The 15,488-nt window shown below is 35.4% G+C and carries 11 protein-coding genes and 1 pseudogene; 8 read left to right on the top strand and 4 right to left on the bottom strand.

Features of this window, described 5'->3' with window-relative positions:
• The first annotated feature begins 1,853 nt into the window (after positions 1-1,853).
• Positions 1,854-2,156, top strand: coding sequence for a helix-turn-helix domain-containing protein (locus tag HMPREF3129_RS07250; protein ID WP_004243781.1), 303 nt, complete (start codon positions 1,854-1,856; stop codon positions 2,154-2,156).
• 569 nt (positions 2,157-2,725) lie between these two features.
• Here the strand turns inward: HMPREF3129_RS07250 and phsC are convergent.
• The 4 genes and pseudogenes from phsC to HMPREF3129_RS07230 all read right to left on the bottom strand — a co-directional run bounded on the left by phsC (position 2,726) and on the right by HMPREF3129_RS07230 (position 7,948).
• Positions 2,726-3,493 carry a thiosulfate reductase cytochrome B subunit gene (gene phsC, locus HMPREF3129_RS07245; RefSeq protein ID WP_004243780.1) on the bottom strand — a complete coding sequence of 256 codons (768 nt, stop codon included), beginning with the start codon at positions 3,491-3,493 and terminating at the stop codon, positions 2,726-2,728.
• Complete coding sequence (locus tag HMPREF3129_RS07240; protein WP_004243779.1) at positions 3,490-4,068, bottom strand: 4Fe-4S dicluster domain-containing protein; 579 nt, start codon at positions 4,066-4,068, stop codon at positions 3,490-3,492. The genes phsC and HMPREF3129_RS07240 overlap by 4 nt, the downstream gene beginning before the upstream one ends.
• A gap of 14 nt (positions 4,069-4,082) precedes the next feature.
• A pseudogene (phsA, locus tag HMPREF3129_RS07235) lies at positions 4,083-6,363 on the bottom strand (thiosulfate reductase PhsA).
• A gap of 781 nt (positions 6,364-7,144) precedes the next feature.
• Entirely contained in the window at positions 7,145-7,948 is an 804-nt protein-coding gene (locus HMPREF3129_RS07230; RefSeq protein WP_004243776.1) for a sulfite exporter TauE/SafE family protein, read from the bottom strand.
• Between the two features lie 1,190 nt (positions 7,949-9,138).
• Here HMPREF3129_RS07230 and HMPREF3129_RS07225 point away from each other — a divergent pair.
• The 7 genes from HMPREF3129_RS07225 to HMPREF3129_RS07195 all read left to right on the top strand — a co-directional run bounded on the left by HMPREF3129_RS07225 (position 9,139) and on the right by HMPREF3129_RS07195 (position 15,285).
• Positions 9,139-9,369: an AlpA family transcriptional regulator gene (locus tag HMPREF3129_RS07225; RefSeq protein ID WP_036918688.1), complete on the top strand. Its 231-nt coding sequence runs from the start codon at positions 9,139-9,141 to the stop codon at positions 9,367-9,369.
• Positions 9,359-10,222, top strand: a complete 864-nt coding sequence (locus HMPREF3129_RS07220) for a hypothetical protein (protein WP_036918686.1) — start codon at positions 9,359-9,361, stop codon at positions 10,220-10,222. Before HMPREF3129_RS07225 ends, HMPREF3129_RS07220 begins: the two co-directional genes overlap by 11 nt.
• 17 nt (positions 10,223-10,239) lie before the next feature.
• On the top strand, positions 10,240-11,256 hold the full coding sequence (locus HMPREF3129_RS07215) for a P2 family phage major capsid protein (protein ID WP_036918684.1): 1,017 nt from the start codon (positions 10,240-10,242) through the stop codon (positions 11,254-11,256).
• On the top strand, positions 11,253-11,786 hold the full coding sequence (locus HMPREF3129_RS07210) for a GPO family capsid scaffolding protein (protein ID WP_036918681.1): 534 nt from the start codon (positions 11,253-11,255) through the stop codon (positions 11,784-11,786). Before HMPREF3129_RS07215 ends, HMPREF3129_RS07210 begins: the two co-directional genes overlap by 4 nt.
• Before the next feature lie 87 nt (positions 11,787-11,873).
• The gene (locus tag HMPREF3129_RS07205) at positions 11,874-12,359 is read left to right on the top strand and encodes a host cell division inhibitor Icd-like protein (RefSeq protein WP_036920110.1); all 486 of its coding nucleotides are present in this window, start codon (positions 11,874-11,876) and stop codon (positions 12,357-12,359) included.
• 17 nt (positions 12,360-12,376) lie between these two features.
• Complete coding sequence (locus HMPREF3129_RS07200) at positions 12,377-12,586, top strand: hypothetical protein (protein WP_254668238.1); 210 nt, start codon at positions 12,377-12,379, stop codon at positions 12,584-12,586.
• On the top strand, positions 12,583-15,285 hold the full coding sequence (locus HMPREF3129_RS07195; protein WP_036918678.1) for a DUF927 domain-containing protein: 2,703 nt from the start codon (positions 12,583-12,585) through the stop codon (positions 15,283-15,285). Before HMPREF3129_RS07200 ends, HMPREF3129_RS07195 begins: the two co-directional genes overlap by 4 nt.
• Positions 15,286-15,488: the final 203 nt, after the last annotated feature.

Raw genomic sequence — 15,488 nt, 5'->3', positions numbered from 1 at the left:
TATCTATCTATCTATCTATCTATCTATCTATCTACTTGGTGGTTTTATATCGAGCTGTGATCCCTGTTCTGTTCTCCTATTTATCGTTCTGAATTATTTTTGTGCTATCAGGGGTTGATTACCGACTTATTTACCCTACTAGTAGTGTTAAAAAGATTGATGATGAAATGATTATTTAAAAGGATTAGCAAAATTACTGAGAGAAATAGCTAAGATGATACTTTTATTGAGTGTACATAGGTTATTTAATTGCTTATAAGATAGTTTAAAAATAGCAACGTCAAGGATATTCATTTTTTATCGCCTTGATCTTGATATAGATAAGATTTTTAAATTAATTTTAAAAAAAAAGTATTTTTTTATTATTAGTTAATTATACGTATTATGGTTTTTATATGGGTTAAAATAAAAATAATTCAAAATTATCCTTTACAGTAAACACCCTTAATATTTTTATGTGGTTTGTAACCAAATTATCTTTTTAATTAAAAATTATTATGTGTTTTTTCTGAAATATCGTTTTTTTGGTGCTATTTTTTGAACAAAATTTTTATATTAATTTGTTGATTTTAAACGTTTATTTTAATTATTGATTTTTATCAAATCGCTATCCTTATGAATTTAAAAGAAAATGATCTATGCCAATAAACGACATTTTCATTTGTTTAGATGTTGTCTTAAAGGGGGAAATTCCTTTTTTACACGAAAAAAGAGAAAATTGTGTATATAGCAGAAAGATAAATTATATAAAAATATTAATGTTTGCAGAGAGGCAAAAATACACTTTATAAGAAATAAGTATTTACACTTAGGATTAAAGGATTATCTAATTTTGAATTTTTAACAAAATGAGATCATTGTTAAATGGTCATTTAACAGCTTAATATAGCAAATATTTATCCTAAGTTACAATAACTGATAAGAAGTTCTTTTGTTTAAATATGTGGTTTGCGGAAGGTGGCAAAAAGCTATGCTGGCATGTTTTTAGTAGAACATTAGATGTTCTATAAATTAAGAAATGTATTATAACCATATGATATAAAATAGTTTTTATCATTTATTCTTCTTTTTATGGTCTTTTTCTATTTGGATTATCTTTAATAAGAGAACAAGAAAAAATATAAATAAATAATAATCCATAAAGGAAATTATAATTCAAATTATAGTAAATAATAATTGGAAATTTATTTAAATTTAATAAGTACTCTAACGCTAAGTGTTTATGCTTATATAAATTAATTAACAAATGTTTAAAATTAGATCGAGTTCTATTACTTTATGAAAATTATGTAACTAATTGTTTCTATTGGTTTTAATCTGTGTCATTTTGTATTAATTAGAATTTATTGAGATTGCTCAATATTTTTTGTAAAAATGTAAAAAATGTTCTATTAACGAGGTTAATTCACAAATTTAAATAAATTAGACTGAAATTTATTGATTATTTTTTTATCAATTTGATATATTTATTCGTAAATTATTGCATTGATAGAATATAAATCTAATACATGAGTAATTCTAAAGATAAAAAAAGACTATATTTATATTTAATATATTATAACCTATTGATTAATATTAGATTTGTGACTTCTCCTAGGTATTAATAACTAGTGAGAGTAAAGGTGTTAGTTATTATTGTCATTTTTTGACTGGTTGAAAGTGTTTAAATGCGTAGTATATTATTTACATATGATAAGTGTTGTTATGAATTGTAATACTCTTATCAAGTCAAAATATTATTTTAATAAAATTAAAAAAGGTGCCCATGATATTATATTTTTTCATATATTATTAATGATGGCCCGCACTATTATAAATTAGATATCAATCAAAGTGAAAAGCGAGAACATATTATGAGTAACAAGTATCCAGTTGCTTACGCTGTTGGACAAAAAATAAAATCATTAAGAAAATCTCAAGGTTATACCGTATTTCAGTTAGCAAAAGAAATCGATATTAGTGAACAGCAATTATTTCGCTACGAACGCGGAGTTAATCGTATCGACATTGATTGCTTAGTTAAAGTCCTTGATGTGTTAGGCATTAATATAGGTAACTTCTTTGAAGATGTTATGGGGGGTATGGTTGATGTTCCTGAGAATAATGAACAACATATCCCAGCTCATTTCGACAATAAGGCTCTTTCTATTTTCTGATTGTAAGCTTTTAATTAGAAAGTTAGCTAGTATACAAATAATTAGATAAATAAGATGATTCTTATGAGAGTGTTAATCTAATTATTTAATAATAAGAATTATCTTATTATTAATTTATGCCTTGAATCTAAATAAAATGCCCTTAATGGGCATTTTTATTTTTTAACAGTAATAAGAATATCTAAATTATTCCATTAGTATAATAATATTGACTGTTACCTATAACATATCTTTTTTGTTGCTATTTCTACTATTATTTATGACTAAAATTTTTTATATAAAAGATTGGTTAATTATATTTTTTAATATATAAAAATTTTTAGTAAAAATAAAAACTAGCTAGTTCAAAAAAATACTAATTTAGTAGAATATCATCATAAAAAGATTAATTTTTAGAAAATTAAGCTATATCAATTTTGTTCTGTTAATAATAAATAAAAAAATCGTAGTGAATAGGAGAATATTCTGTATTTTTACGTATCAGTGATCTTAGCTAAAAATACCAATACGTAAAAATGCCTGCTCGATAAGCAGGCATGGGGATATTAATAATTATCAAAAGCTAATTATCAATTTTTTGTTGTTGTGCTTTCACCATGTTTTTGATGTCGATGATGCCCATCAATCATGCTGTGGAATGTTTGTGTAAAGGTATCGCCTAAAGTACATAAGTAGAAGTGCGCACAAATAAACATGAGTGCAACGATGCCTAATATAAAGTGTACTTTTAACATCCAATAGCCATAACCTAGGACTTCAGGGTATAAGCATAGTACGCCTGTGATAAGAAGTAGTGGAACTAACCCAAACATAACACCTAAGTAAGCAAGTTGTTGGAGAGGGTTAAATTTATCTGTTGTAGTCGCGGCAAAAGGATGTGGTTCACCTTTCATAATACCATAAAGATAAAAGCGAGCTTGCTTGATACAGCGTCCAATTAATCCTTGCGGTCTGACTTTGTAATGTACACCATTATTTGTGGTTAGGTTAATTACAACAAAACCTATCCAAAAAGCGATGAGAATAAAACCACAGATTTTATGTAGTAGTACCATCGATGGAACATTACCGATAGAAAAATGGCCTAACAATCCACTGATTAATAGAAGAATGAACAGTAAGGCATTACCCCAATGCCAAAAACGAATGGCTTTAGAGTATAAGTAAACACGCTCTTCTTCATAGTGACCACTTTGCTTAGGTGCCAGTGCATAACGTAAAAAACCATGTAGCACCAATATGGCTATCATGGCGACAATGATCAAACCTGCTGCAATTAACCATACAGGCCAGTAATCTGGCGTATAATAGAGTTCGGCTCCCCAGATACTTGTCATGCTTTATCTCCCTGATGGATCTCTTTACGGCGGAATAAATTTGGTTTTCCGACATTATCTAATTGGTATTGATAAACGGATTTCTGTTTGATCCAAGCTTGGATCTCGGGTGAGTCAATGCGACCAAATGCCAATGCATCAGTTGGGCATACCGTTACACAAGCAGGTAACTCACCTTCTGTTAGTCGAGTATCAGCACAGAAATTACATTTATCAGCAATGTGTGTTAATGGATTGATATATCGAACGTGATAAGGACAAGCACCAACACAGTAATCACAGCCAATACAGAGCTCTTTTTTAACCTGTACAATGCCATTTTCATCAATAAATGAAGCACCTGTAGGGCAGACAGAAACGCAAGGCGCATCTTCACAATGTTGACAGGAAACTCGGAAAAATTGGTAATGTGGATCTCCTGCCTCATCATTATGAGGGCCTTGAATTTGTACTTGTAGTCGGCTGTATCCTTCAGGAATATCATTGATGACTTTACATGCTACGGTACAAGCTTGGCAGCCAATGCAACGTTTTTCATCGTGTAGCATGACAAATTGTTTAGAGTTGCTATTCATCGTTATTTTTTTCCTTAAGCCAGACTAATTTTGACGCCTGAAGTATGTACATCAGTGCCTGAAACAGGGCTAATTTCATGAGGTAATAAACTACTGCAGTGGATCCCATTTGTGGTTGCTGGCGTTTTTTCGCCGGTCTTAGAGCCTGAACCCATATAGACAAACACTGTGTCAGGACGAATACCTTGTGGTAATTAAGGCATGGGCTTTCTCTTTGCCTACGCTATTTTCTAAAATGATCTCATCACCATGCTTAATTCCATGACTTTTTGCGGTATCAGGATGTAACCAGACAGGATTTTTCCACATTAGCTCTGCTAATAAAGGTACATATTGAGTCGCGCCATTGGTATGTACTGCGACTTTTCCTTGAATAAAATAGAGTTCATCTTTTTGTTTTAATGGGAAGTTATGGAAACGAGGAATACCATAATTCTCTAATAGACTTTCTAACTCTTCCGAATAGATCTCAATAAGACCACTTGGTGATTTAAAAGAAAGAGATTTTTCCATCATATTGTTACTATCAACATGTTTGATAGCATCTGGGTATTGTGCAACAAAGGCTTTTACATAGGATGGTTCACGTAAAAGTAGCGGAATACCATAAGATAAATAGCCTTTTTGGTGGATCTCTTTATAGAGATTTTCATCCCCTTTAACTTGATAAAGTTGACGAACTCCCATGTTTTCCCAAGGAAAATAACTCGCTAATCCCAGTTTTTTTCCTAATTCCATCCAAATTAACCAACTTGGTTTAGTATCACCAATAGGTTCGACAACTTGCTGTCTTAATGCATAAGCTGGATTTAAACCAGAGACATCAGAAATCTCTTCATCTCTTTCTAAATAAGTGCTTTCTGGTAACAGATAATCTGCATAAGATGCACTTTCACTTAAATACACATCACAACTGACAATTAAGTCGAGTTTTTGGGCTGTTTTTTCTAGATCAGGTCGGCAACTTACTGTTTGAAATGGATTATGGCGTGACATAATCCAAGCTTTGGTTTGGTAAGGTACACCATGGAGTGTGGAGTCAATGATAGATTGAACAATACCGCCGCCTTTATTGATATATTTAAATTGAGGCGCTGTAGCATCGACGCGTTTTGCCGTAATTTTAGGCATGCCTTTAACGGTTGGTTTAGCTAATTCAGGGGCAACGTCGATACCCGCTAATTTATTATATTTTGCAGCAGCTTTCTTTTGATACATGCCACCTTCACGTTCAATATTTCCCAGTAGGGCGTTGAAGGTGAAGATCATTCTGCGCATATTAATTTCATCTTTATTAAAGGTTGCGCGATGGCCTGGCATGACTAATGCGTGAGGAGCTTTAGCTGCAATTTCACGTGTTATGCGAATAATATCTTTTGCGGGAACATCAGAGTGAGCTTGTGCCCATTCAGGCGTGGTATCTTGTAATACTTCCACTAATTGAGGGAAACCGACAGTAAATTTTTCTATAAAATCTTTATCATAAAGATTTTCTTTTACCATAATATGACACATGGCCATTAGAACAGGTAAGTCGCCACCTGGTCGGATAGCAAACCACTCATTTGCTTTACTGGAAACAACAGACAATCGAGGATCAAAACTGACTAATTTTGCACCACGCTCTTGTGCCGTCATTAATTCATAGGTTTCTGCAACTTCAATTCCTTCATAAAGATTATGACCAAAAGAAAGAATATATTTAGAATTTGCGAGATCCATTTTTAAATCACCACCCATCATTACCGATGCAGCAATGGCTTTGCCCGCAGGACAAGTTGATGCATGCGTAAAGGTGTTTGGTGACCCAAATGCCGCCGCTAAATGAAATAAATGAGAGGAGAGAGAGCCTGATTTTGATGAGAAAAAGATACTTTCAGCACCATAATGTTGTTTGATGCTTGCCATCTTTTCGGCAATTTCTGTATAAGCTTGTTCCCAGCTAATAACTTCCCATTCTCCGGCACCTCTAGGGCCTTTGCGTTTCATGGGCTTTACAATGCGTTTCGGATCATAAATAAGGCTAACACCACTGCCTCCTCTCGCACAGACTCGAGTTTTTTGATGTGGTGAATTTCGGTTACCTTGGATAAAGACAGTTTTGTTATTAACAACCTGAGCTTCTATAGGACAACGGTAAGAACACATCTCACACAAACTTGGTGTTAATTTAGACTGACCCTTAAGAGATGTTACTGGATTAAGTGCGAGGGCCCCTGGTGGTAAACTTCCCACCGTACAACCAACACATCCTATACCCATCCCCTTAATAAAAGAACGACGACTAATACTCATATAACCTCCAGTTTCTTCTTATAGCTAAATATTATATACAGTTGGTTAAATAAATATTTGATGGTGTCTTCAATTTATTCATTAATAAGTGATGAGTTAGTTGGAAATAATAAATAATAGCAACAAAGAAGTTAATAAATATCATAAAATAATTTAACAAATAGAGACAAACTAAAATGATAATTATTTTCTTCTAAGGTATTAGTTAGGGGCTGGTTATTGTTAAAGGAAATGAATTAAGAGTTTTATAAAAAAATAACCATGCCTTTAATATTCATATGGTTATAGGAATGATTTATTCTTTTAAAGTGTATCTATAATATATTATTAAGGTAAGAAAAAATATTGATATAATTTTCAATCGATATGTATTTTTATATATACCGGTGAGAGATTTAATTGTAATTAAATTGTTATTAAAATAAAGACTAAATAAGTTTTTTAATTTTCTTAAGCTAAAGAAGCTATTTTATTATATTTGCTATAATGTCTTATTTTAATAATGAAATATCTATAAAAGATAGAATTAAATGTCAATTAAGATTTAATTTATCCAAGAGGTAGATAATTATGCCATCATAAAAAAGATAAGATAAATTATAATATATTATTCATTATGTATAATTTTTAATTAATTATATTAATGGTTATTGGGTTGTATCTAGGGTGTCAAAATACGCTACTATTGAGTCGAGTAAATGTAACAATTTCACTTTTGTGTGAAATATTAAAGGCAATACAGATAGATAAGAATTGCCTTGTCCAGAGGTATGTTAGTGGGTTAGTTCAGCATAACGACTAACACCAATATCAATAACAGCGGATAAACTCTAGCATGCCATTTATCCGGTATACGTGATAAAAAACGTTCAGCTATTTTTAATCCTATCCATGTACTACAGATTAGAATAACGGCTGCTTTTATCCAAATATAGCCAACAAATCCAGCGCTATTCCCTAACGGGGTAGTGAAAGACAATAAGATATAAGTGAGTGTTGCCGTTAATGCTAAAGGGAATGTCAATGTGTTTGCCATGGCAGCCGATTGAGTCATTGACATACCTCTACGGCGTAATAAAGGTACGGTCATAACACTTCCACCTACACCTAAAAAAGCTGCAATAATGCCAATAATAGTGCCAGTTAACGCTTCTTTTTTGTTGGTTACTTTTTGTATTTCTTTGCGTGGCGCCATAAATCCGGGGCGAAAATAGCAATCTAAGATAGTCAGAAATAGATAACCAATAAAAATCCATCGGATCCATTCACCTTGGACGGTTGAGGCAAGTAAGGCACCGAAGATCCCACCGAATGCAATCCCCCAAAATAAGATCATAATTAATTTCCAATCTATTTTTTTCGCCTTATGGTGTTTTAGGGTCGTAATAATAGCGGAAAACAACATAATGAGCGCAGAGGTAGCCACAGCAATTTGCATAGCATGTTCACCCGCTAAACTATCACCAGCCCAAAGTGTAAGAATGAGAGTATAGAGTAGGGGCACAGTAACAAAACCACCGCCAAAACCAAATAACCATGTAGTAATACCTGAAATTAAGCCAAAAGAGATCAGCCAAAGTATCATTTAAATTCTCCTGTCCATAACAGGTGATATAAGCTACCGAATATAGATTTGATTTACTTCTGTGGTGCAGACAGTGAAATAGGAATTTAGGCCAAATTATCGACAATAAAGGTTATTATTTTTGATAAGGCTTTATTAAATCACCAAACTCTCATTGGGTGTTGTTAATAAAGAACCTATTCTTTATAGCAAGAATAAGCAGTGGGTAAAATGATAGGTTGTTATAATTGGCGTTCCCTACAGGAATCGAATTATATAAATAACATATTGAATAAAAACATAATTTACAATATGTAAAATATATCTATACATAAAACTACACACATAACTATTCGATTGCTTTTTAACATCGTGTATATATTCATATTATTACTAATTACATACCGTTACTAATATTTACATTTATTTACAAAATAAAAAATATAGTGAGAACTAGTGGTAGTTAGTAGTAGTTAGTGTAAAAAGTATAAAGAATAGGATAATAAACAAAAATAAGAATAATGCATTTGTATAAGTTAAATATATTATATTTTATATGGCTTTACCCTTTTTAACTTCCATGTAAAAATTAGTTCATCCCGTAAGATGCTATAACATCTAAAGAGTAGCAAAGATATCTAAATTAATATTAGGAAAACCATAAAATGGTACAAGTATTAAATTTACATTTTTTTACAAAATTATTTTATTCACAAAGTTTACATAAATACCCGATTATTAATTTAATCCAGTAGTATTCAGTTTTATTCAGTCTTATTCGTGAAATCATCTTTTTCTTTATGCAAAAATAGATGATTTGATTATAGTTTCAGCTACTTTACCCTTAGATAGTTATATGCAAATATTGTTTTATCCAAAGAGATGCAATAGCGTTTAATAAAATTTAGCAATGTCTGATTTGATTTTTAAAAGTCATAACTTAGCACATGATTTTTTACATTTATTTACAAAGAAATAAATATGCATATTCATTAGCATAAATAAACAACGGTTAACTAAGGTTAACACTATTTGGTTATATTTAGCTCTATTTGTATCTTTGGCAATTTTTTTATTCGTAAAAAACTATTTCACGATATTTTTAACGGGTTTACCATTTACTGATTATATGTAAACATCACCTCATTCAATGAGATGTAATAATATTCAATAAAACACGATAACGTCTAATTTTATATCAAGGAAAAGCCATGAGCTTATTATCTGAGGGTAGCCTTCGCCCTAAAAAAAGTCGGCTAATAAGGATGCCAGATGTTATTTCACTAACAGGCTTATCTCGTTCTTCCATTTATTTCAAAATGAAGAAGAAAGAATTTCCACCCAAAATACAAATAGGTGAGCGATCTATCGCTTGGCTTGAAGCCGATATATATGAATGGATTAATGATAAATTAACAAAAGGAAAAAATAATGATAAATGAAATAAAGTTTTATAAAGATGAAAACTTACACGCCATTGCAAATTACAAATCTATTCCATTTAATGAAACACATGAAGATGATGGTTTTATTATTCGCGTTATTGAATTATTTAAGTTTACTAAAATTAAAAATAAATTAATGCAGTTGCAAAAACTTACGGGGTTGAAGTTAGATAATATCGAACCCTCGATAGAAGAAGTTATTGCATTAATTGAACGAGGGAAAGCTATTTCAAAGCGAAATGAAGAAATCGTTACTGAATTATCAAAGAATTATGATTTAGCAAAAAATATAAAAGAAAGAGCCGAAGAAGGTGGGCTTACAAAACCTAAAAATGCCATATCAGTACGGGCTTGGAAAGAAGATATTATTGCCGACGTTAGTCGCTGTAAAGGAAGGCTTAATGATGCAAAAGAAACGCTAACAAATTTCAATGGTGTGTTTGGATTATTACGTTTTATTATTCAATCAGTTGAAAGCGTAAAGGAAATTAATAAAAAACAGCTTAACTGTATCCCAAATGAAGAATACAAAAGCCATAAATTTAATTCATATTTAAGAAATAATACTTATTGGGAGTTTAAAGATGCTTATAAATATATTGAATCATCTTTTGAAAAACTGAATGGAAATATCTTACGCATTCTTAATTCCTGCACACCATCTAATGATAGATACAAACTGCGAATGTGGGAGCATCAACGAGGCGTTGAGTTATATCAATATTATTACAGTCAGACGGATTGGATTATAAAAACTATTTTGAGTGCAGATGATTATGTGAATTATATTCTAACTCAAGAGAAAGAAGTTCACGATAAAAAATACTTAATGACTAAATCATTTATTTAATAATAAGGAAATTAATTATGTCTTATATTGCACCTCAAGGCGCAAGGGCTTTTCACGAGAATTTCACCCGTGGCGTAAAGTATTTATCTTCAGCGCGTCGTTATTTTTCATTATCAGAACCGTCAACGAATTTAATTCGTGTGGCGTTAATGGATTCCAATTGGTTAATTAATCAATTAACGCTTGCTGATGTTGATGAAGCTAAAGGGGATACCGTTAATTTAGGGGATAATTCACTGCATACGGGGCGAGAAGTTGAAAGTCGTTTCTATAAAAATGTCGCCTTTGCGGGAACACCTTTTGCGTTAGAAGAAGTGGATACCTGCTGTTCGCTCACGTATCAACAATTATCTTTAATTTGCAATAGTGGCAGTGGAGATGATGACCATATCAATAAATCCATGTCCGATTATATGTCAAAAGCGGTTGCTTTAGATATGTTACGCATTGGCTTTAATGGTCACTTTTGTAACTATCCGACCAATCCGCAAAAATTCCCTAAAGGGCAAGATGTCAATATCGGTTGGCATGAAATCGCCAAAACCACAAATGATGGTGCTCAAATTATTACTGACAAAATTACCTTAGGTAAGGATGGAAAATTTCCTAATTTAGATGCGTTGGTGAATTACCTCATTATGCAAAAAATTCCCGAAGAATACCGCGAAGACCCGCGCTTAGTGGTACTTGTGGGCGCTGAATTAGCAGGCATGTATCGCACATCTTTATTTAATGGCGCTAACAGCCCATCGGATTTAAATGCCAGTCAAAAAATGCTCAGTACGGTTGCAGGTCGTCTTGCTATTGTTCCTCCCTTTATGCCAGGGCGACGCATTGTGGTTACTCGTCTTGATAATTTGCATATCTACACACAAACAGGAAGCCGTCGCTTTAGAGCTGAGTTTGTTGATGACCGTTCAGTCTATGAGCATAGCTATTTACGTAACGAGGGTTATGGCTTAGGTGATATCAATTTGTATGCTGCGATTGATGAAAGTGCCATTGAGATTGAGGAAGGAGTCTATTCCTTATGAGTGATAAAAACACATCTCAGTTAACAACCAGTTGGATATGTGTTGCAACTGCGGGGCTTACGAGTATGGATAAGCGAAAAATCGAGGCGAAATGGCTGACCGATATCGCTGAATATTATGACCCCAGTTACTACACCGCATTAATTTGGGAAGAGCATAACCGCAATCTGGATAACCTAGGCGAAGTGCTCGATGCCAAAGTGGATACCGTTGACGGTGAAACAAAGCTCTACGTTCGTTTAAGACCGAATGGCAAGCTACTTAGCTATAACGCACAAGGACAAAAGCTGTTTTGTTCAATTGAGGTAGAAGAAGATTTTCAAGGCAAAGGGATATTTTATTTAGGTGGGCTTGCCGTCACGGATAGCCCCGCCAGTGTAGGAACGGATAGGCTTCAATTTAGTATCAATCGGGCACATTTTTCCCGAAGAAAACGTAAGTTGAGTTTAAGTTCACCTTCCGTTTTTCATTTAGATAAAGGCTTGAAGCAAGCTAAAAACCTCTGGTTTTCCGCTATCTCTGCGGGTTAATGCGATGCCCAGTTTCGGCTGGGTTTTTCATTTAATCCCTTATTCAACTTTTTAAGGATAATAAAAGTGTTGCATACCTTTAAATGGATGGGCTATATTGTTGACTCGTTAGCAAAATCTAACGTCAGGCGTGGAAACCTGAATCAGTTACTGGCGACACATGACGCGCCACGCGTCTTTTTTTGTGTCTATATCAACAATGCCTACCTTATGGCGAATTGCGCCTATACAGATTCTATGGTGGCGTTGTTAGGGCAGTCCTCGGACTGGCTGGATTCCAGTAACTCCAGTATTTCCACCCCTGATAACGTCACCGCCCTTACTGAGCGTGGAAACTCTGGCGGTGACTCCTTAACTAAGTTACTGGAGATCATCATCATGATGGCTATCCCTACCCCTACTCAAATCAAATTCCTCTTTTTGAGTGTTAAACGCGCAGATACCACGGCTAAACCTTGTCGTCTGGAAGTAACAGCATCTAATGAACATGATGCCCGTTTGTCTCTCTCTCGTGATTATGTTTTGTCATTTGCGGGGCAAATTCCTTTGCACACAAGAGGGAATGCACAATGAAAAACGGCTTATCTCAATTGACTACGCTGTCTTCTGCGGGTGAAAAGCAACTCATTCGCACGGCACAAGTTACCGCATTTATTTCTGAACTTTTAGTCAGCCACAGCATGACAGGAAGCGAAGTTGTGTCTTGTGAAGGTATGGGCGCACTGATGGAGTGTCTTTCTGAACAAATAGAATCCATTATTCAAGAAAGCAGTTTAATGACGGAGGAGATTAAGTCATGACTCAGACTCATTTTTCAGTAGAAACTCCCTCTGTCAGCGACATTGTGAAAGCGTCACAAGGGCGCTGGCTCTATATCCTAGCGAATCTCGGTATTACCGTACCTGATAATCATAAACACGGTGCATGTCCTAAATGTGGCGGTAAAGACCGATTTCGTTTTGATGATAAGAACGGCAAAGGCACATGGTTTTGTAACCAATGTGGTCACGGTGACGGGTTAGATTTAGTCAAGTTGGTAACAGGGAAAAAGACGAAAACAGCGTGTCAGGAAGTGAGTAAAATAATTTTATTACCCACATTTAAAGAAATAGCGCCAACCCCGATTAAAAAAGTTAGCGCTAAGAAAGGCATTGAACATTATGAAAAAATAAAAGCATTCTCCTCTTTAGGTGAAAGTCAGTATTTAATCAATAAAGGGTTCGCCAACCATCAATGCTTAATAACTCGCCAACAGTATACACAGGGTGAGTTTAGCTTTCCAGTGGGCTCTTTATTGCTTCCGTTGGTTGATACTGATTCGGTGATTAAAGGCGGGCAACTGATTAGCCTAAACGGTGAAAAAAGTCTGTTATCAGGCTCAACTCTTTCGGGCTCTTTTATTATCGTTCGCCAGCCAGAGAAGAAGCCTTTAGAGCAAATCGTTATTACAGAAGGCTTTGCCACGGGATTAAGTCTCTCAAAATGCCTTGATGCGCTCATTGTGGCGAGTGTTTCCGCGACTAACTTAGTGAAAGTCGCTCAACAGCTACGGGCGCAATACCCTGACGCGAAGATAATTATCGCAGGGGATAATGACTTTGTGGATGGTAAAGACAACACGGGAAAAATGTGGGCGGAGCGTGCAGGGAAAGCGGTTGACGGATGGGTGACATTACCGCCAACGCACTATAAAGCCGATTGGGATGATTTCCGACAAGAAAATAGCCTTGAAAAACTCAAAGAAGCGTTCTTTGAGGAAATGACGTATTACGGCAAAGACCGTACTCGCTTACCGCAAGGTTTTCGTCTTACGCAAGAATATCTGTGGTTTGATAAACAAATCACTAAATCAGACGGTGATATCGAAGTCAGAAACATCAAAATCAGCAGTCCAATAAAAGTTACCGCGATTACGTGTGATGCAGATGGGAGTAACTACGGGCGCTTATTGGAATGGGAAGACACTTACGGTAATTGCCGTAAATGGGCAATGCCCATGGAGATGTTAAGCGGAAGTGGAGAAGAATTGCGCCGTGTACTTTTGGTAAACGGATTATCTTATATCAATATCTCAGGACAGGCGCGCGCCCATTTAATGGAGTATATCTCCCTTTGTCGTCCAGAAAGAAAAGTTACCTGTGTAAATAAAACAGGTTGGCATGGCAATGTGTACGTTCTGCAAGATGAAGTGGTCGGCAACGGGGCGGACTCGGTAATTTTACAAACATCCAGTGTTCAAGGTAAAGACTTTAGAGTCTCAGGTACAAGCGAACAATGGCGTGAGCATATTGGCAAATATTGTGTCGGTAATGCCCGCCTTGCCTTTTCAGTGAGCCTTGCCTTTGCTTCCCCTTTATTACGGTTAGCAGGTGTAGGCGGTGGCGGTTATCACTTAAAAGGTGAATCCACAGACGGTAAAACAACCACAATGAAAGTGGCATCGTCAGTGTGTGGCGGTACGGATTATTGGTATACATGGCGTGCTACGGGGAATGCCCTTGAAGGAACGGCTTGCCGTCGTAATGATGCCACGTTGATGTTAGATGAAATCAGGGAAGTAGACGGACGCGAAGCGGGTAACATTGCTTATATGCTGGCAAACGGACAAGGAAAAGCCCGCGCCAAAACAGACGGCAGTGTCCGTGAGACTAACCGTTGGAATCTCTTATTCCTATCAACAGGGGAACTCTCGCTTGTTGAACACGCCTCAAACGCAGGCGAACGCACTTATGCAGGGGTTGAAGTGCGGATGATACAAATTCCGAGTGACTCCGGTAAATACGGTGTTTTTGAAGACTTACACCACTTTACCAGTGGTAAAGCGATTGCCGAATACCTTGAACATGCCGTCACACGCTATCACGGAACGCCCTTTCGTGATTGGCTCAAATACATCACTAACAATTTATCTGATGTGTCGAATACCGCTAAAGCCTTATTGAAAGAGTACACCACAAAATTGATGCCTGAAAATGCAGGGAATCAAGTGGGGCGCGCTATTACACGCTTTGCATTAGTGGCTATGGCGGGAGAAATGGCCACGCGTGCAGGTATTACAGGCTGGAAAGAAGGCGAAGCGTTTATATCGGCGAAGAAATGCTTATCCGCATGGATGAAAGAACGCGGGCACACCGCAAATCAGGAAGATATGACCGCATTGGAGCAAGTCAGTGATTTTATTTCTCGTCATCAATTTAGCCGTTTTGCGGATTGGTACGATGAATACAGCCGACCTGCAAGCATGATGGGTTTTAGGCGTGTTGAAAAAGACACGGGTAACGGTGAAAGCAGTATCACCTTTTATGTATTACCCACCGCATGGAAAGAAATTTGCAAGGGATTTGATGCCCGTAAAGTGGTGCGTTTGTGTGTTGAAAAAGGGTGGCTTGAAACGGGTAAGGATGGAAAAACGCAAACCAGTATTCGCCTGCCAGAAATAGGTGTTAAACGGGTTTATGTCTTTAATAGCGACGTTTTAGGCTGTTCCGAAATAGAGTAAGAAAAACTGACCGTCTTATGTTTTTGATGTAACAGGTGTAACAGGTGTTACAATATTGATTTTAAAGGTTTTTATCTGTTACACCTTTTGTTTTTAAATGGGTAACAAGGTGTAACACAGCCGATTTGTTACACCTGTTACACCTCTGTTTTTTGAAAGTGTAACAAAAGAAAGTCTTATAATTCAACGGTGTAACACCTGTT

Origin of the sequence: Proteus sp. HMSC14B05 (assembly GCF_001808035.1) — a bacterium.
Lineage (GTDB): Bacteria > Pseudomonadota > Gammaproteobacteria > Enterobacterales > Enterobacteriaceae > Proteus > Proteus mirabilis.
Note: the sequence above shows the minus strand (reverse complement) of the source record. Positions and strands in the feature narration are given on the sequence as shown.